We start from the raw sequence: 17573 nt of genomic DNA, 5'->3' as shown, positions 1-17573 counted from the left end.
TACGAGGAGCACATCGCGCCGAACCTGAAGGACGGCGACGCGCTGTTCTTCGGGCACGGCCTGAACATCCGCTACGGCTTCATCAAGCCCCCGGCGGGTGTCGACGTCTGCATGGTCGCGCCCAAGGGCCCCGGCCACCTGGTGCGCCGCCAGTACGAGGAGGGCCGCGGCGTCCCGTGTCTGGTCGCGGTGGAACAGGACGCCTCGGGCAGCGCGCTGGACCTGGCGCTGTCGTACGCGCGAGGGATCGGCGGGACCCGGGCGGGTGTCATCAGGACGACGTTCACCGAGGAGACCGAGACCGACCTCTTCGGTGAGCAGGCCGTGCTCGCGGGCGGGACGACCGCGCTGGTGAAGGCCGGTTTCGAGACGCTGGTCGAGGCGGGCTACCAGCCGGAGATCGCCTACTTCGAGTGCCTGCACGAGCTGAAGCTGATCGTCGACCTCATGTACGAGGGCGGCCTGGAGAAGATGCGCTGGTCGATCTCCGAGACCGCCGAGTGGGGCGACTACGTCACCGGCCCGCGCATCATCACCGACGCCACCAAGGCCGAGATGAAGAAGGTCCTCTCCGAGATCCAGGACGGCACCTTCGCCAAGAACTGGATGGACGAGTACCACGGCGGCCTCAAGCGGTACAACGAGTACAAGAAGCAGGACTCCGAGCACCTGCTGGAGACCACCGGCAAGGAGCTGCGCAAGCTCATGAGCTGGGTCGACGAGGAGGCGTAAGCCTCCGGGCAGAGGGGTCGGAGCCGGTGCTCCGGCCCCTTCGCCGCACCCGGGGCGGCGCCGCCTCCCACGGCGGACCGGCGGCGTTGTCCACCCCGGCCAGCCACGGACGGGTGATCCTTCCGCAGCGGCGTAATACGACGCACGCGACGCCACTACACTGCTGCACAACAACGCGTCAGGCCCACAGCGTCGTGCGTCTTCCACGCGGCTAGCATCCCGCCCACTCCACCGCCTGCGGCCGTCGGGACGGCCGTCCGCACGCATTGGATTTGTGAGGACTCACGTGAGCTCGAAACCTGTCGTACTCATCGCTGAAGAGCTGTCGCCCGCGACCGTCGACGCACTCGGTCCGGACTTCGAGATCCGGCACTGCAACGGCGCCGACCGGGCCGAACTGCTTCCGGCCATCGCCGACGTCGACGCGATCCTGATCCGCTCGGCCACCAAGGTCGACGCCGAGGCCGTCGCCGCCGCCCGCAAGCTCAAGGTCGTCGCCCGCGCCGGTGTCGGCCTGGACAACGTGGACGTCTCCGCCGCCACCAAGGCCGGCGTGATGGTCGTCAACGCCCCGACCTCGAACATCGTGACCGCCGCCGAACTGGCCTGCGGTCTCCTCCTCGCCACCGCCCGCAACATCCCGCAGGCCAACGCCGCGCTGAAGAACAGCGAGTGGAAGCGCAGCAAGTACACCGGTGTCGAGCTGGCCGAGAAGACCCTCGGCGTCGTCGGCCTCGGCCGTATCGGCGCCCTGGTCGCCCAGCGCATGTCGGCCTTCGGTATGAAGGTCGTCGCCTACGACCCGTACGTGCAGCCCGCGCGGGCCGCGCAGATGGGCGTCAAGGTGCTGACGCTGGACGAGCTGCTGGAGGTCTCCGACTTCATCACCGTCCACCTGCCCAAGACCCCCGAGACGCTCGGCCTGATCGGCGAGGACGCGCTGCACAAGGTCAAGCCGACCGTGCGCATCGTCAACGCCGCGCGCGGCGGCATCGTCGACGAGGAGGCGCTGTACTCGGCGCTGAAGGAGGGCCGGGTCGCGGGCGCGGGCCTGGACGTGTACGCCAAGGAGCCGTGCACCGACTCCCCGCTCTTCGAGTTCGACCAGGTCGTCTGCACCCCGCACCTGGGCGCCTCCACGGACGAGGCGCAGGAGAAGGCGGGCATCGCCGTCGCCAGGTCGGTGCGCCTCGCCCTCGCCGGTGAGCTGGTGCCGGACGCGGTCAACGTCCAGGGCGGCGTCATCGCCGAGGACGTCAAGCCGGGCCTCCCGCTCGCCGAGCGCCTGGGCCGCATCTTCACGGCGCTCGCCGGTGAGGTCGCCGTCCGCCTCGACGTCGAGGTCTACGGCGAGATCACCCAGCACGACGTGAAGGTCCTGGAGCTGTCCGCGCTCAAGGGCGTCTTCGAGGACGTCGTCGACGAGACGGTCTCCTACGTCAACGCGCCGCTGTTCGCGCAGGAGCGCGGTGTCGAGGTCCGCCTGACCACGAGCAGCGAGTCCGCCGACCACCGCAACGTGGTCACGGTGCGCGGCACCCTCGCCGACGGCGAGGAGGTGTCGGTCTCCGGCACTCTGGCCGGACCCAAGCATGTGCAGAAGATCGTCGCCGTCGGCGAGTACGACGTCGACCTCGCGCTCGCCGACCACATGGTCGTCCTGCGCTACGAGGACCGTCCCGGTGTCGTCGGCACGGTGGGCCGGGTCATCGGCGAGGCGGGCATCAACATCGCCGGTATGCAGGTGGCCCGCGCGGGCGTGGGCGGCGAGGCGCTGGCCGTGCTGACCGTGGACGACACGGTTCCGGCCGGGGTGCTCGCGGAGGTCTCGGCGGAGATCGGGGCCACCTCGGCCCGTTCCGTGAACCTGGTCTGACGCGCCGGAGGCCGGGGCCGCCCGGCCGACGACGGCGAGACTCACGCGAGGCACCGCAAGGCGCCGGGTGAGCTGGAGTTCCCAGCTCACCCGGCGCCTTTCGCGTGCCGCCCGGCGCTCAGGCGAGCACCTTCTCGGGCTGCGCCTGCTCGGTCTCCTCGACCGCCTCGGCCGCCTCGTCGGCCCGGACGCTCACCCGACGCAGGGTCGCCGTGGCCGCGATCCCGGCCAGGACCAGCAGGGCCGCTCCGGCGAGGGCCGCGCCCTGCATCCCGTGGGTGAAGGCTTCGCGGGCCGCGGTGACCAGGGCCTCTCCGGTCCGGCCGGGGAGCTGTCCGGCGACGGCGAGCGCGCCGCCCAGGGTCTCGTGGGCCGGGGCGGGGGCACCGGCCGGGATGTCGTGGCGGTAGATCGCCGTGCCGATGGAGCCGAGCGTCGCCATGCCCAGCGCCCCGCCGAACTCCGAGCCGGTCTCCAGCAGCGAGGAGGCGGCGCCCGCCTGCTCCGCCGGGGCCGCGCCCAGCGCCAGGTCGGTCATCTGGGAGATCACCATCACGATGCCGGAGGAGAGGACCGCGCAGGCCGCCAGGACCAGCCAGAGGGAGTCCGTGCCCGCCACGGCCAGCATCCCGTAGCCCGCGGCGCCGATGGCGAAACCGGCGGTGACGACGTAGGCCCGGTTGACGCCCTTCTGCACCAGCTGGGTGGCGACCGGGGCCGCCATGCCGATCGGCAGCGAGGGCAGCAGCGCCCACAGGGCGGCCTCCATCGCGCTCTTGCCGAGCACCGACTGGAGGTACTGCGTGGTGAAGAAGGCCGAGCCCATCATGGCGAACGAGGAGATCAGGTTGAGGACGACGGCGGGGGCGAAGCCGCGGCCCCGGAAGAGGGCGGGCGAGATCATCGGGGAGGCGGCGGTGCGCTGGCGGTGGACGAACAGGGCCGCGAAGAACAGACCGGTGGCGATCGAGGCGACGTAGAGCGGGTGGACGCCCTCGGAGGGGATCTCCTTGAGGCCGTAGACCACGGGGAGCACGGCGGCCATCGACAGCGGCACGCTGATCAGGTCGAAGCGGCCGGGGGCGGGGTTCTTCGACTCGGGGAGCAGGATCGGGCCGAGCACCAGCAGCAGCGCCATCGCGGGCAGGTTGACCAGGAAGACCGAGCCCCACCAGAAGTACTGCACCAGGATGCCGCTGAGCACCGAGCCGAGCGCGATGCCGGCCGTCATCACACCGGACCAGATGCCGATCGCCTTGGCGCGCTGACCGGGGTCGGTGAACATCGTGCGCACCAGCGCCATGGTCGAGGGCATCAGGGTGGCACCGCCGATGCCGAGCACCGCGCGGGCCGCGATCAGGGTCTCCGCGCTGTTGGCGTAGGCGGCGACCAGGGAGGCGGTGCCGAAGGCGGCGGCACCGATCAGCAGCAGCCTGCGGCGGCCGATGCGGTCGCCGAGCGAGCCCATCGTCATCAGCAGCCCGGCCAGGACGAACGCGTAGATGTCGAAGATCCACAGCTGCTGGGTGCCGGTGGGCTCCAGGTCCGCGCTGATCGCCGGGATGGCGAAGTAGAGGACCGAGACATCCATCGAGACCAGCAGCAGCGGCAGCATCAGCACGCCGAGGGCGGTCCATTCGCGGCGGCCGGCGAGACCGGCCCGGGTCGTCGTGCTCGTCGAGTTCGTCATGACCACGAATGTACACACGTCTTAAACGCTTGTCTAGTACGGGCGTATAGGTCATCCGTATAGGTCATCCGTATAGGACGGATGTATGGATCCGCGGGTAGGCTGGACGGCATGGGACATCGTGAGGATCTGCTCGACGGCGCGAAGCGCTGCCTGCTGGAGAAGGGGTTCGTGCGGACGACCGCGCGCGACATCGTCAAGGAGTCCGGGACCAACCTGGCCTCCATCGGCTACCACTACGGCTCGAAGGACGCGCTGCTGGTGAAGGCCTATGTCTCCCTCGTCGAGGAGATGAGCGGCAGCGGCGGCCCCGCCTGGTCGGCGGCGGCCGGGAGCGGATCGGCCCCCGGGTCGCTGGAGCGGTTCCAGGAGGTCTGGGAGCAGATCATCCGCTCGGTGCCGGCCTCCCGCCCCACCTGGCTGCTCAGCCTGGAGCTGATCCTCCAGGGCGACCGGCTGCCCGAGGTGCGCAAGCTGCTCGCGCAGGCCCAGGAGGAAGGCCGCTCCGGCATCCTGCCGCTGTTCACCGACGTCCCCGAGGCCGATCTCGACAAGGAGGCCGTCGACACCGAGGGCCGCCTCTACCAGACCCTCCTCCAGGGCCTGATGGTGCAGTGGCTCTTCGACCCGGACACCGCCACCCGCGCCGACCAGCTCACCGAGGGCCTGCGCCGGGTGCTGGCGGGCGCCGCGCAGCACGCCTAGGACCTGTCCCGGCGGGCAGCCCGCGCCGGGCGGCGGCCGCGGCTACAGTCGCGCCGCCTTCAGCGCCATGTGCAGCAGCAGCCGGTCCTCGCCGTCGTCCAGGTCGAGCCCGGTGAGCTGCTCCACCCGGGACAGCCGGTAGTAGAGGGTCTGGCGGTGCACGCCCAGCTCGGCGGCGGTGCGCCCGGCCTGCCCGGCGCAGTCCAGATAGACCTCCGCCGTACGGGCCAGCTCCTGGTGGGCGGGGGAGAGGAGCGGCGCCACCGCCGCGTCGTGCGCGGCCTCGCCGGTCAGCGAGGTCAGCAGCCGGTACGGGCCGATGCGCGCCCACTGCGCCACCGGACCGAGCCGGGGTTCCGCGCGCGCCGCGCGGGCCGCCGCCACTGCCTGCGCCCACGCCGTGCCCAGCTCGGCCAGGCCGGTGCGCCCGGCGGCGATCCCGGCCGCCGCGCCCGCCGCACCGCCCGCCGTGCCCCCCGCCCCGCCGCCGGGCGCCTGCTCCAGCAGCCGGGTCGCCGCCGATACCGCCGGGGTCGGGGTGTCCGCCGAGCGCAGCCGCACCAGCAGCGCCAGGCACTGGTCCGCCGCCCCCCACGGCACGGTGCACAGGGCCGTCGCGCCCGGCAGGGTGCGCACCGAGGGCGCGTCGTCCGGGTCGGCCGAGGGCCAGGGCGCCACGCACACCATCGTGTGCGGTCCCTCCGCGCGCGGCCCCAGCGCCGTCCGCAGCTCGGCCACCGCCATGTCCCGGGGCCAGCCCCGCTCGGCGGTCAGCACCGCCCGCAGCTCGCGGGTGAGATCGGCGCCGTGCTGCGCCTCGTCGGCGAGCAGCGCCCCGATCCGCCCCGTCACCCGCATGGCCGCGGTCAGCTGAGGTTCCGCCGGACCCGGGTCGTCCACCAGCAGCCAGACATAGCCGAGGACGACTCCCCGGTGGCGTACCGGCAGGCAGATCCGCCCCCGGTAGACGCCCGCCTCCGGGGTGGGCGGGATGCGGACCGGACCGGTGGCGCGGGTGATGCCGAAGCCCTCGAACCAGCGGCGCACCGCGGCCGTGGAGCGGCGGGTGAGGATCGAGCGGGTGCGCACCGGGTCGAGCGCGGCGGGATCGAGGTCGCCCTCGCTGTCGTAGGTGCCGAAGGCGATCAGCTCGAAGTTCCGGTTCTCCAGGGTGGCCGGAGCGCCCAGCAGCTCCGAGATCTCGTCGATCAGCTCCTGGTAGTCGCCCTTGTAATCCGCCGTCACCCGGGCATTCTCCCGCATTTCCGCGGACCCTTCATACATATGTCTGAGATCGGGTCCGCGGATGCGTGACAGCTGTCGATGGCCGACGATCACACGGATCCCTAACTTTCACAGTGGTTCTCCGTGCCGTTCCCGATCGGTCGGGTCGCGGCCTTGTGCTCACTGTTGTGGAGGTGCCCCGTGCTGGGTCCCGTGATTCTCGCCGCGTCGCGCAGCGACCGGATTCGCCGTCTCGTGTCGGCGGCTCCGGTGACCAAGCAGGTCGTGGACCGCTTCATCCCCGGCGAGACCGTGGACGACATCGTCCCCATCGTCGCGGACCTCACCGGCAAGGGCCTCGACCTGACCATGGACGTGGTCGGCGAGGACATCACCACCCCGGAGCAGTCGACCATCGCCCGGGACGCCTACCTGGCGCTCGTCGACCACATCAAGGACCTGGACCTGGGTCCGCGCGTCGAGATGTCCGTCAAGCTGACCATGTTCGGGCAGACCCTCCCCGGCGGCCACGAGCTGGCCCTCGCCAACGTCCGCCCGGTCGTCGAGGCCGCCGCCGCGATCGGCACCACGGTCACCCTGGACGCCGAGGACCACACCACCCTCGACTCGATGTTCGCCATCCACGAGGAGCTGCGGAAGGACTTCCCGCAGACCGGCTGCGTCATCCAGGCCTACCTCTTCCGCACCGAGGCCGACGCGCGCCGCCTCGCCGCGAGCGGTTCTCGCGTACGGTTGGTGAAGGGCGCCTACAAGGAGCCCGCCGAGGTCGCCTACCAGGACAAGCACGAGATCGACAAGGCGTACGTGCGGATCCTGCGCACGCTGATGGACGGCGACGGGTACCCGATGGTCGGGTCCCACGACCCGCGTCTCATCTCCATCGCGCAGGAGCTGGCCCGCACGGCCGGCCGCAAGCTCGACGAGTACGAGTTCCAGATGCTGTACGGCATCCGCAGCGACGAGCACCTGCGCCTGGCCGCCGAGGGCCACCGTATGCGCGTCTACACCGCCTACGGCACGGACTGGTACGGCTACTTCATGCGCCGCCTGGCGGAGAAGCCGGCCAACCTGCGCTTCTTCGTCCGCTCGATGGTCAGTAAGGGCTGAGCGAGCCCACCGCGCCCGCCGTACAGCTCGAAACACCGCTCAAGTCAAGGAGTTACGGAACACATGGACGCTGTGACCCAGGTCCCCACCCCCGTCAACGAGCCGGTGCACGGCTACGCCCCCGGTTCGCCCGAGCGGGCCCGGCTGGAGGCCAAGCTCAAGGAGCTGGCCGACCACCCGGTCGACCTGCCCTGCACCATCGGCGGCGAGAAGCGGATGGGTGGCGGCGAGCGCTTCGACGTCGTGCAGCCGCACAACCACAAGGCGCGCCTGGGCACGTACGCCAACGCCACCCGGCAGGACGCCCAGGACGCCGTGGACGCGGCGCTCGCCGCGGCCCCCGCCTGGCGCGCGATGTCCTTCGACGACCGCGCGGCGATCATCCTGCGCGCCGCCGAGCTGCTGGCCGGCCCCTGGCGCGAGACCATCGCCGCCTCCACGATGCTCGGCCAGTCCAAGACCGCGCAGCAGGCGGAGATCGACAGCCCCTGCGAGCTGGTCGACTTCTGGCGCTTCAACGTGCACTACGCCCGCCAGATCCTGGCCGAGCAGCCCCCGGCCAACTCGCCGGGCGTGTGGAACCGTCTGGACCACCGCCCGCTGGAGGGCTTCGTCTACGCGATCACGCCGTTCAACTTCTCGGCGATCGCCGCCAACCTGCCCACCGCGCCCGCCCTCATGGGCAACGTGGTGATCTGGAAGCCGTCCCCGACCCAGACGCACGCCGCCGTGCTGCTCATGCAGCTCCTGGAGGAGGCGGGCCTGCCCAAGGGCGTCATCAACCTCCTCACCGGTGACGGCCTGGAGGTCTCCGAGGTGGCCCTGAACCACCGCGACCTGGCCGGCATCCACTTCACCGGCTCCACCAAGACCTTCCAGCACCTGTGGAAGACGGTCGGCAACAACATCGAGAAGTACCGCTCCTACCCGCGCCTGGTCGGCGAGACCGGCGGCAAGGACTTCGTGGTGGCCCACCCGTCGGCCGACCGCGCGGTGCTCAAGACCGCCCTGACCCGCGGTGCCTTCGAGTACCAGGGCCAGAAGTGTTCGGCCACCTCCCGGGCGTACATCCCGGCCTCCATCTGGAACTCCGGCTTCAAGGAGGAGTTCGCGGCCGAGGTCGACTACCTGACCATGGGCGACGTCACCGACCTGTCGAACTTCATCGGCGCGGTCATCGACGAGCGGTCCTTCGCCAAGAACAAGGCCGCCATCGACCGGGCCGAGGAGGACCCGTCCTGCACGATCGTCGCGGGCGGCTCCTACGACGACTCGGTCGGCTACTTCGTGCGCCCGACCGTCATCGAGTGCTCCGACCCGGAGAACGAGGTCTTCACGACCGAGTACTTCGGCCCGATCCTCGCCGTGCACGTCTACGAGGACGACCGGTACGACGAAATGCTCACCCAGATGGAGTCCGTCTCCGACTACGCCCTCACCGGCTCGGTCGTCGCGGGCGACCGCGCCGCCGCCGCGTACACGATGGAGAAGCTGCGCTACGCGGCCGGCAACTTCTACATCAACGACAAGTCGACCGGCGCCGTGGTCGGCCAGCAGCCCTTCGGCGGCGGCCGCTCCTCCGGCACCAACGACAAGGCCGGCGCCCCGCAGAACCTGATGCGCTGGACCCTGACCCGCGCCATCAAGGAGGCGCTGATCGCGCCGACCGACTACACCTACCCGCACATGGGCTGACACCCGCACCGCGGGTGACACCCCGCACGCGCCGACGGGCCGGTCCCCGGAAAAGGACCGGCCCGTCCGCGTGTCCGCCCGGCACACTGGCCGTATGACCTCGACGTGGACGCACGGCGCGCACGGCCCGGACGGCGGGCACGGCGGCGGGACGGCACCGCCGCCCGGCGAACAGGTGATCACGGACGACGGCGTCCGGCTCTGGGCCTGGCGCACCGGGCAGGGCACCGCCCCGCTGGTGCTGTGCCACGGCGGACCCGGCCTGTGGGACATGTTCGGGGACGTGGCCGCGCTGCTCGCCGACCGGGCCGACGTGGTCCGCTGGGACCAGCGCGGCTGCGGACGCTCGGCGCCGTGCGACGGCCCCTGGACCGGCGAGCGGTTCGTCGCGGACCTGGATGCCGTACGCGCGCACTTCGGCTTCCCGCGCGTCACCCTGCTCGGCCACTCCTGGGGCGCCCAGCTCGCGCTGAGCCACGCGCTCGCCCACCCGGAGCGGGTGGCGGCCCTGGTGTACGTCTCCGGTACGGGCATAGGCCCGGACGCCGGCTGGCACCCGGCCTACCAGAAGAACTTCCGCGCCCGCCTCGCCGAGGACCCCGCGCGCCTGGCCCGCTGGCGGGAGCTGACCGGCCGGGAGCCCCGCTCGCAGGAGGAGCGGCGCGAGGCGGCGGTGCTGCGCTGGTCCGCCGAGTTCCCCGACCGGGAACACGCCCTCGCGCACGCCCGGCGCATGGCGGAGCCCTGGTTCGGGGTGGCGGAGAGCTGCGCCGCCGCGCTCGCCTCGGAGCGCGCCCGCACCTGGGGCACACCGGAGCTGGCGGCTGCCTGTCGTCGGCTCGACGTGCCCGTGACGATCGTGGACGGCGCCCTCGACATCCGCCCCCGTACCGCCGTGGACTCCCTGGCGGCAGCCCTGCCCCGGGTGCGGCGCACGATCCTGCCCGGGGCCGGGCATCTGCCCTGGGTGGAGGAACCCGCGGCCTTCCGCGACGCCGTGGCGGCGGCGCTGTGAGCGCCCCGGAGCGCCGGAGCCCCGGCGCGCGGCTGCGCACCGCCCACACGGCCGACCTCACCGCGGCCGAGCTGAGCCCGGTCCGCTCCCTGCTGTACGACGCCTTCGACGGCGACTTCGACGCCGAGGACTGGGACCACTGCCTGGGCGGCCTGCACGCCCTGGTGCACGACGAGCACGGGCTCGCCGCGCACGGCTCGGTCGTCCTGCGCCGGGTCCGGCTGCGCGGGCGCTGGCTGCGCACCGGGTACGTGGAGGCCGTCGCCGTACGCCGGGACGTGCGCCGCACCGGTCTGGGCGGCCTGGTCATGGACGCCCTGGAGGGGATCGTCACCCGCGCCTACGACCTCGGCGCGCTCTCCGCGAGCGACGACGGCGCCCGCCTCTACGCGGCCCGGGGCTGGCGGGCCTGGTCCGGGCCGATCGGCGCGCTGGGCCCGGACGGCGCGGTGCGGCTGCCCGAGGAGGAGGGGTCCACCTATGTGTGGCCGGTGCCCGCCGCCGCGTCCGATCCGGATGCCGAACTGCTCTTCGACTGGCGCGACGGCGACGTGCTCTGACCGGCGCCCTGACGTTTCCGCAGGTCAGATGGGGTGTCATCGGAGTGCGGACGGCGCCGTCGTCTCAGATAGTAGGACGTCCGAGTAATGATGCAGACAGGCGCGCATACCTCATTTAGCTTGGAAGAAGCCGAACGTCTCGCTGGAACCAGCGAATGGCGGTCGTGAGCCGGGCCCGTGCGCAGGTCACCCCTGCGGCCTCGCTCCCCGCCCCTTCCGGCGTCCCGCACCTGTGTGGTGCTCCCCTTTTCGAGACCTCTCGTGTCCGACCGCGTCCGCGCGCGTCCTCGCGGGGTGTCCCGAAGGATTCCCGAAGGAGTCGATCCCCCATGGCCGAGACGACCGTCCGCCGCCGCGTCCGCCACGCCTCCCGTACGAGCGAGTCCGACCGCAAGAACGCCGCCGCGGCCCTCCAGCGCGCCCTCGACCGCCGGGACAACGGCGGCGAGACCGGCCACTGAGCCGTTCCGCCCCCGTCCCCGTCATCCCCCCATGTCCACATCCCGGACGCTCTGTGTCAGCTCTCGGGACGAGCGGTAGGGTGCCGACATGTCTCGCAGCATCGATCTCGCAGTGATCCCCGGTGACGGCATCGGCCAGGAAGTGGTGGCCGAGGGGCTCAAGGTCCTCGCCGCCGCGCTCCCGCAGGATGTGAAGCTGGAGACCGAGGAGTACGACTTCGGCGCCCGGCGCTACCACGCCACCGGTGAGACCCTCACCGACGCCGACCTCGACGCCCTCAAGGGCCACGACGCGATCCTGCTCGGCGCGATCGGTGACCCGTCGGTGCCCTCGGGCGTCCTGGAGCGCGGCTTCCTGCTCAAGCTCCGCTTCGCCTTCGACCACCACGTCAACCTGCGGCCGAGCAAGCTGCTGCCCGGCGTCGCCACCCCGCTCGCCGGTGACCCGCAGATCGACTTCGTCGTCGTCCGCGAAGGCACCGAGGGCCCCTACACGGGCAACGGCGGCACCATCCGCAAGGGCACCGAGCACGAGGTCGCCACCGAGGTCTCCGTCAACACGGCCTTCGGTGTCGAGCGCGTGGTCCGCGACGCCTTCGCCCGCGCCCAGGCCCGTCCGCGCAAGAAGCTCACCCTGGTCCACAAGAACAACGTGCTGACCTTCGCCGGTCACCTGTGGACGAACATCTTCAACAAGGTGGCCGAGGAGTACCCCGAGGTCACCACCGAGTACATCCACGTCGACGCGGCGACCATCTACCTGGTCACCCAGCCCGAGCGGTTCGACGTCATCGTCACCGACAACCTCTTCGGCGACATCATCACCGACCTCGCCGCGGCCGTCTCCGGCGGCATCGGCGTCGCCGCCTCGGGCAACATCAACCCGAGCGGCGCCTACCCGTCCATGTTCGAGCCGGTGCACGGCTCGGCCCCGGACATCGCGGGCCAGGGCAAGGCCGACCCCACCGCCACGGTGCTCTCCGTCGCCCTGCTGCTGCGCCACCTCGGCTACGAGGCCGAGGCGACCCGGATCGAGGACGCCGTCTCCGCCGACCTCGCGGAGCGCGGCTCGCTGCCCGAGCGCACCACCGCCGAGATCGGCGACGCGCTCGCCGTACGAGTAGCCGGCTGACCCGCCGACTCTCGAAACTTTTCGAAGCCGCCGGGTCGCACTCCGCGCCCGGCGGCTTCCCCCTGTCCGCCGCCGGGTGCCACCATCGGACCCAGGGCCGCATTCACCCCGTTTTCTCACGCCACGGCCGCCGCGCGATAATCGAACGCGGAGCCGCGACATGAGGGAATGCTCGGACGTCCTAGCACCGGCCACGTGCCGTGCGGGAGTGAGCGCGGCCCGTCACAACAACTCGGTGAAGGACACCCACTCATGACGACGCCCACGATCGAGCTCAAGCCCTCGGCCCACCCACTCGCCGCCGCGGAGCGCGAGGCGCTCATGGCGAACCCCGGATTCGGCCGCCACTTCACCGACCACATGGTGACGATCGGGTGGACCGAGGGCCGGGGCTGGCACGACGGCCAGCTCGTTCCGTACGCGCCGATCCCCCTCGACCCGGCCACCACGGTGCTGCACTACGCCCAGGAGATCTTCGAGGGGCTGAAGGCGTACCGCCAGCCCGACGGCTCCGTCGCCACCTTCCGCCCGGAGAAGAACGCCCGGCGCTTCCAGGCGTCCGCGCACCGGCTCGCCATGCCCGAGCTGCCCGTCGAGACGTTCATCGAGGCGTGCGACGTCCTCGTCCAGCAGGACAAGGACTGGGTCCCGCCGCACGGCGGCGAGGAGTCCCTGTACCTGCGCCCGTTCATGATCGCCACCGAGGTCGGCCTCGGCGTCAAGCCCGCCAACGAGTACCTGTTCATCGTGATCGCCTCCCCGGCCGGCGCCTACTTCCCCGGCGGCGTGAAGCCCGTCTCCATCTGGGCCTCCGAGGACCGGGTCCGCGCCGTCCCCGGCGGCATGGGCGACGCCAAGACCGGCGGCAACTACGCGGCCTCCCTACTCGCCCAGGCCGAGGCCGCCGCCCAGGGCTGCGACCAGGTCTGCTACCTCGACGCCGTCGAGCACAAGTGGGTCGAGGAACTGGGCGGCATGAACCTGTACTTCGTCTACGGGAACAAGATCGTCACGCCCGCCCTCAGCGGCTCGATCCTGGAGGGCGTCACCCGCGACTCGCTGCTCGCCGTCGCCCGCGACCTCGGCTACGAGGCCGAGGAGGCCCGGGTCTCGGTCGACCAGTGGCAGCGCGACTCCGAGAACGGCACGCTGACCGAGGTCTTCGCCTGCGGCACGGCGGCCGTGATCACCCCGGTCGGCACGGTCAAGCGGGCCGACGCCCAGTGGCAGCAGTCGGGCGGCGAGCCCGGCGAGGTGAGCATGCGGCTGCGCCAGGCGCTGCTGGACATCCAGCGGGGCATCACCGAGGACAAGCACGGCTGGATGCACCGGCTCGGCTAGGACCCGACCCGGTCCGTCGCACGCGCACACCGAGGGCCGCCGCAGACACCCGTCTGCGGCGGCCCTCGTGCGTCTGCGTTTGATCGCCGCTCAAACACCTATGTGCGTGAGAACGGTCATAGCGCGCGGACATCCTTTTCCTTCCGGCCTTCCCCGCTTAGAGTGACGTTCTAACTGATGGAAGACCAGGAGGTGCCGCCGCGTGCGACTGACCCCCACCGAGCGGGACCGGCTGCTGCTCTTCGGGGCCGCCGAGCTGGCCCGCGCCCGCAGGTCCCGCGGCCTCAGGCTCAATGTGCCGGAGGCCACCGCGCTGATCGCCGACACGGTGTGCGAGGCCGCCCGCGACGGCGCCCGGCTGGCCGAGGCGATCGAGCGCGCCCGTACGGTGCTCGGCCCGGACGACGTGCTGCCCGGTGTCGCCGACGTGGTCACCGAGGTCCATGTGGAGGCCGTCTTCGACGACGGCTCACGGCTCGCGATCGTCACCGACCCGCTGGCGGGCGGCAGCCTGGGGGAACAGGCCCCGGGCGCGCTGCTGCCCGGACCGCAGCACGCCGACCCGGAGCCGGCCCTGCGCCTCACCGTCACCAACACCGCCGCCGTCCCGGTCTCCGTCACCTCCCACTTCCACTTCTTCGAGGCCAACCCGCGCCTGGACTTCGACCGTGCCGCCGCCTACGGCATGCGGCTCGCGGTGCCCGCCGGGTCGTCGGTGCGGTTCGGGCCGGGGGAGAGCGCCGAGGTGGGCCTCGTGCCGATCGGCGGCGCCCGGGTCGCCATCGGCTTCGCCGGACTGGTCGACGGCCCGCTGGACGCCCCCGGCGCCAGGCAGGAGGCCCTGCGCCGGGCCGCCGCCTGCGGCTACCTGGGCGTGTCCGCGACGGAAGCGGCGGGACCGGAAGCCGCCGGGACGGAAGCCGCCGGGACGGAAGCCGCCGGGACGGAAGCCGCCGGGACGGAAGCCGCCGGGACGGAAGCCGCCGGGACCGAAGCCGCCGAAACACAGGCCGACCGAGCGGAACCCCCCGCACCCCCGGCCCCCGCACCCCCAGCCCCCGACGCCCCGGCCCCCGACGCCCCGGAAGGAGACGCCCGATGAGCCGTTCCAAAGGACGCGAGGTGAGCCGGGCGNTACGAGGAGCACATCGCGCCGAACCTGAAGGACGGCGACGCGCTGTTCTTCGGGCACGGCCTGAACATCCGCTACGGCTTCATCAAGCCCCCGGCGGGTGTCGACGTCTGCATGGTCGCGCCCAAGGGCCCCGGCCACCTGGTGCGCCGCCAGTACGAGGAGGGCCGCGGCGTCCCGTGTCTGGTCGCGGTGGAACAGGACGCCTCGGGCAGCGCGCTGGACCTGGCGCTGTCGTACGCGCGAGGGATCGGCGGGACCCGGGCGGGTGTCATCAGGACGACGTTCACCGAGGAGACCGAGACCGACCTCTTCGGTGAGCAGGCCGTGCTCGCGGGCGGGACGACCGCGCTGGTGAAGGCCGGTTTCGAGACGCTGGTCGAGGCGGGCTACCAGCCGGAGATCGCCTACTTCGAGTGCCTGCACGAGCTGAAGCTGATCGTCGACCTCATGTACGAGGGCGGCCTGGAGAAGATGCGCTGGTCGATCTCCGAGACCGCCGAGTGGGGCGACTACGTCACCGGCCCGCGCATCATCACCGACGCCACCAAGGCCGAGATGAAGAAGGTCCTCTCCGAGATCCAGGACGGCACCTTCGCCAGGAACTGGATGGACGAGTACCACGGCGGCCTCAAGCGGTACGACGAGTACAGGAAGCAGGACTCCGAGCACCTGCTGGAGACCACCGGCAAGGAGCTGCGCAAGCTCATGAGCTGGGTGGACCAGGGCGCCTGACGCGGGCGCACCACCCGACGCCCGCCGCACCGGTCATGGCGCGGCGGGCGTCGGGCCCGGGTCCCGGGTCAGGTCCGTGCGGTCCGTGCGGTGGTCACCGCTCCGGCCCCGCGGCCCACGGGTCGCCCGCGATGGCGTCGGCCAGGGCCGCCGCGCACCCGGCCAGCATGCGCTCGCCCTTCTCCGCGCTCGCCGTCCGGGCGTCGCCCGCCGCCCCGGACTCGGTGATCCCGTCGAAGGACACGAACCGGTAGACCGGTTCGGTGGACTCCGCGGGCAGTGTGATCGCCGGTCCCCGGGCGGCGTCCAGGTGCTCGGTGCGCACCAGTTCGGGGTGGGCGGCCATCATCATGGACGTCTCCCCCTCGCAGGCGTGCATCAGCGCGTCCTGGGTCTCCAGGGTGTCGCGGATCACCTCCCGCCCGGCACCGAAGTAGTTGGCGAACGCGATCGGCGTCCCCAGTTCCACGGTGAGCTCGTTGGTGAGGGCGTTGAGGGCACTCATGTTGCCGCCGTGGCCGTTGACGATCAGGATCCGGGAGAACCCGGCGCGGAGCACGGACCGGCACAGGTCCCGCAGCAGCGCGTGGTAGGTGGGCAGGCTGAGGGTGAAGGTGCCGCCGAAGGCGACATGGTGCTCCGCCAGACCCGCCCAGAGGGACGGGGCCACCACGACCCGGGTGTGCGCGGCCGCCAGGTGTGCGGTCCGGCGGCACACCTCGGCCGCCAGCAGGTCGTCCACGCCGGTGGGCAGATGGGGGCCGTGCTGCTCGGTCGACCCCACCGGCAGCAGCACCACCGCGTCCTCGGCCGCCAGTTCGCGCAACTGTGCGGCGGTCATGCGGTTCCAGTGGATCTCGCTCATGTCGGCAGGGCTCCTTCACAGGGGGCGGTCGGACGCAGGAGGGTGGTCGGGCCGGGACCTGGGGGGATGTCTCCGGCCGGCCCGGCGGCCCGCCGTACCCGGGTCAGAGGTGGTCGGCCTCGACGACGGCCTGCGCGAAGGCGGTCGGGGCCTCCTGGGGCAGGTCGTGGCCGATGCCCTTGAGCGTGTGGTGCGCGTACTTGCCGGTGAAGAAGTGCCGGTACATCGAGCCGTCGCCCGGCGCCGCGGTGAACGGGTCGCGTTCGGCGTCGAGGGTGACCGTGGGCACCGAGATGTACGGCTGCGCGGCGAGCTGCTTCTCCAGCCGGTCGTAGCGGCGTTCGCCGTCGGCGAGGCCGAGCCGCCAGCGGTAGTTGTGGATCACGATGGCGGCGTAGTCCGGGTTCTCGAAGGCCCGGGCCGTACGCGCGAAGGTGGCGTCGTCGAAGCCCCAGGTCGGGGAGACGGTGTCCCAGACCAGACGGCACAGGTCGCGCCGGTTGTCCTTGTCCACCATCGCCATGCGGCCCCGCTCGGTGGCGAAGTAGTACTGGTACCACCACGCGTACTCGGCCTGGGGCGCCAGCGGCTTCTTCTGCGCCGCGACATCCGTGATCAGATACCCGCTCACCGACACCAGGGCCTTCACCCGGTGCGGCCACAGGGCCGCGATGATGTCGGCGGTGCGCGAGCCCCAGTCGAAGCCGGCGAGCACGGCCTTCTCGATCTTCAGGGCGTCCATCAGGGCGATGATGTCGAGCGCGATGGCCGACTGCTGGGCGTTGCGGAAGGTGTGCGAGGACAGGAAACGTGTCGTGCCGTGGCCGCGCAGATAGGGCACGATCACGCGGTAGCCCTGCGCCGCGAGCAGCGGGGCGACGTCGACGTAGCTGTGGATGTCGTACGGCCAGCCGTGCAGGCAGATGACGACGGGGCCGTGCTGGGGCCCGGCCTCCGCGTAGCCGACGTCCAGCACCCCGGCCCTGACCTGCTTCAGCCGGGCGAAGGAGGTGTGGGTGCCGGGGGTGATGTCCGGGACGGTCGGCGCCGGCGCGCCGCCCTTGCCCGGGGCGGCAGAAGCGGCCTGGACGCCCTGGAGGCCGACCAGCGAGGCCGCGGCCGTGCTCAGGCCGACGGCCTTGCTGAAGTTCCGCCTGTTGATCATGTGATTCCTCCGTCGTGCGTGCTCGGTGCCCGCCGCGCGCGATGCGCGCGGACCGGGCCCCGGGGCTTGTTCGTGGGATCACCGCGAGGGACGGCGCGATGACTGTCGCACAGCTCC

The 17573-nt window shown here is 71.9% G+C and carries 15 protein-coding genes and 1 pseudogene; 12 read left to right on the top strand and 4 right to left on the bottom strand.

Annotated elements, in window-relative coordinates; all coding sequences use genetic code 11:
- Together ilvC (B086_RS0125925) and serA are read left to right on the top strand one after the other, a co-directional pair.
- On the top strand, positions 1-732 hold a 732-nt coding region (gene ilvC, locus B086_RS0125925; RefSeq protein WP_018569352.1), incomplete at its 5' end, for a ketol-acid reductoisomerase.
- A 286-nt stretch (positions 733-1018) separates the two neighbouring features.
- The gene (gene serA / locus B086_RS0125920; RefSeq protein WP_018569351.1) at positions 1019-2608 is read left to right on the top strand and encodes a phosphoglycerate dehydrogenase; all 1590 of its coding nucleotides are present in this window, start codon (positions 1019-1021) and stop codon (positions 2606-2608) included.
- Between the two features lie 118 nt (positions 2609-2726).
- On the opposite strand, the gene B086_RS0125915 is transcribed toward serA, so the two are convergent.
- The gene (locus B086_RS0125915) at positions 2727-4298 is read right to left on the bottom strand and encodes an MFS transporter (protein ID WP_018569350.1); all 1572 of its coding nucleotides are present in this window, start codon (positions 4296-4298) and stop codon (positions 2727-2729) included.
- Positions 4299-4409: 111 nt separating this feature from the next.
- Between B086_RS0125915 and B086_RS0125910 the strand changes: the two genes are divergently transcribed.
- A complete protein-coding gene (locus B086_RS0125910) occupies positions 4410-5003 on the top strand; it encodes a TetR/AcrR family transcriptional regulator (protein ID WP_018569349.1) in 594 nt (197 codons plus the stop codon).
- A gap of 42 nt (positions 5004-5045) precedes the next feature.
- On the opposite strand, the gene B086_RS0125905 is transcribed toward B086_RS0125910, so the two are convergent.
- Positions 5046-6266 carry a PucR family transcriptional regulator gene (locus tag B086_RS0125905; protein WP_078531198.1) on the bottom strand — a complete coding sequence of 407 codons (1221 nt, stop codon included), beginning with the start codon at positions 6264-6266 and terminating at the stop codon, positions 5046-5048.
- Between the two features lie 162 nt (positions 6267-6428).
- Between B086_RS0125905 and B086_RS0125900 the strand changes: the two genes are divergently transcribed.
- From B086_RS0125900 to ilvC (B086_RS40805), 9 genes and pseudogenes are all read left to right on the top strand, one after another.
- Positions 6429-7355 carry a proline dehydrogenase family protein gene (locus B086_RS0125900; protein ID WP_018569347.1) on the top strand — a complete coding sequence of 309 codons (927 nt, stop codon included), beginning with the start codon at positions 6429-6431 and terminating at the stop codon, positions 7353-7355.
- A 63-nt stretch (positions 7356-7418) separates the two neighbouring features.
- Positions 7419-9050: an L-glutamate gamma-semialdehyde dehydrogenase gene (pruA, locus tag B086_RS0125895; protein WP_018569346.1), complete on the top strand. Its 1632-nt coding sequence runs from the start codon at positions 7419-7421 to the stop codon at positions 9048-9050.
- 94 nt (positions 9051-9144) lie between these two features.
- Positions 9145-10065 carry an alpha/beta fold hydrolase gene (locus tag B086_RS0125890; protein ID WP_106436162.1) on the top strand — a complete coding sequence of 307 codons (921 nt, stop codon included), beginning with the start codon at positions 9145-9147 and terminating at the stop codon, positions 10063-10065.
- On the top strand, positions 10062-10625 hold the full coding sequence (locus tag B086_RS0125885; protein WP_018569344.1) for a GNAT family N-acetyltransferase: 564 nt from the start codon (positions 10062-10064) through the stop codon (positions 10623-10625). The genes B086_RS0125890 and B086_RS0125885 overlap by 4 nt, the downstream gene beginning before the upstream one ends.
- Positions 10626-10954: 329 nt before the next feature.
- Positions 10955-11086, top strand: a complete 132-nt coding sequence (locus B086_RS45970) for a hypothetical protein (RefSeq protein WP_018569343.1) — start codon at positions 10955-10957, stop codon at positions 11084-11086.
- Between the two features lie 88 nt (positions 11087-11174).
- The gene (locus B086_RS0125875) at positions 11175-12218 is read left to right on the top strand and encodes a 3-isopropylmalate dehydrogenase (RefSeq protein WP_026252769.1); all 1044 of its coding nucleotides are present in this window, start codon (positions 11175-11177) and stop codon (positions 12216-12218) included.
- A gap of 252 nt (positions 12219-12470) precedes the next feature.
- Entirely contained in the window at positions 12471-13559 is a 1089-nt protein-coding gene (locus tag B086_RS0125870; protein WP_018569341.1) for a branched-chain amino acid aminotransferase, read from the top strand.
- Positions 13560-13761: 202 nt separating this feature from the next.
- Entirely contained in the window at positions 13762-14661 is a 900-nt protein-coding gene (gene ureA / locus B086_RS0125865) for an urease subunit gamma (RefSeq protein ID WP_018569340.1), read from the top strand.
- Positions 14662-14685: 24 nt separating this feature from the next.
- A pseudogene (gene ilvC / locus B086_RS40805) lies at positions 14686-15426 on the top strand (ketol-acid reductoisomerase); the annotation flags it as partial.
- A gap of 94 nt (positions 15427-15520) precedes the next feature.
- Here the strand turns inward: ilvC (B086_RS40805) and B086_RS0125855 are convergent.
- Together B086_RS0125855 and B086_RS0125850 are read right to left on the bottom strand one after the other, a co-directional pair.
- The gene (locus B086_RS0125855) at positions 15521-16291 is read right to left on the bottom strand and encodes a creatininase family protein (RefSeq protein ID WP_018569338.1); all 771 of its coding nucleotides are present in this window, start codon (positions 16289-16291) and stop codon (positions 15521-15523) included.
- A 103-nt stretch (positions 16292-16394) separates the two neighbouring features.
- Entirely contained in the window at positions 16395-17456 is a 1062-nt protein-coding gene (locus B086_RS0125850; RefSeq protein ID WP_018569337.1) for an alpha/beta fold hydrolase, read from the bottom strand.
- Positions 17457-17573 lie beyond the last annotated feature (117 nt).

Source organism: Streptomyces sp. PsTaAH-124 (assembly GCF_000373685.1).
Taxonomy (GTDB): Bacteria; Actinomycetota; Actinomycetes; order Streptomycetales; family Streptomycetaceae; genus Streptomyces; species Streptomyces andamanensis.
The sequence above is the reverse complement of the archived record's forward strand: the minus strand, read 5'-3'. Positions and strand labels throughout refer to the sequence as shown.

What these genes read in the sequence shown, in the direction of transcription:
- B086_RS0125915 (WP_018569350.1), bottom strand. Translation starts at nt 4,298, where the DNA reads ATGACGAACTCGACGAGCACGACGACCCGGGCCGGTCTCGCCGGCCGC.
- B086_RS0125910 (WP_018569349.1), top strand. Translation starts at nt 4,410, where the DNA reads ATGGGACATCGTGAGGATCTGCTCGACGGCGCGAAGCGCTGCCTGCTG.
- B086_RS0125905 (WP_078531198.1), bottom strand. Translation starts at nt 6,266, where the DNA reads ATGCGGGAGAATGCCCGGGTGACGGCGGATTACAAGGGCGACTACCAG.
- pruA (WP_018569346.1), top strand. Translation starts at nt 7,419, where the DNA reads ATGGACGCTGTGACCCAGGTCCCCACCCCCGTCAACGAGCCGGTGCAC.
- B086_RS0125890 (WP_106436162.1), top strand. Translation starts at nt 9,145, where the DNA reads ATGACCTCGACGTGGACGCACGGCGCGCACGGCCCGGACGGCGGGCAC.
- B086_RS45970 (WP_018569343.1), top strand. Translation starts at nt 10,955, where the DNA reads ATGGCCGAGACGACCGTCCGCCGCCGCGTCCGCCACGCCTCCCGTACG.
- B086_RS0125875 (WP_026252769.1), top strand. Translation starts at nt 11,175, where the DNA reads ATGTCTCGCAGCATCGATCTCGCAGTGATCCCCGGTGACGGCATCGGC.
- B086_RS0125870 (WP_018569341.1), top strand. Translation starts at nt 12,471, where the DNA reads ATGACGACGCCCACGATCGAGCTCAAGCCCTCGGCCCACCCACTCGCC.
- B086_RS0125855 (WP_018569338.1), bottom strand. Translation starts at nt 16,291, where the DNA reads ATGAGCGAGATCCACTGGAACCGCATGACCGCCGCACAGTTGCGCGAA.
- B086_RS0125850 (WP_018569337.1), bottom strand. Translation starts at nt 17,456, where the DNA reads ATGATCAACAGGCGGAACTTCAGCAAGGCCGTCGGCCTGAGCACGGCC.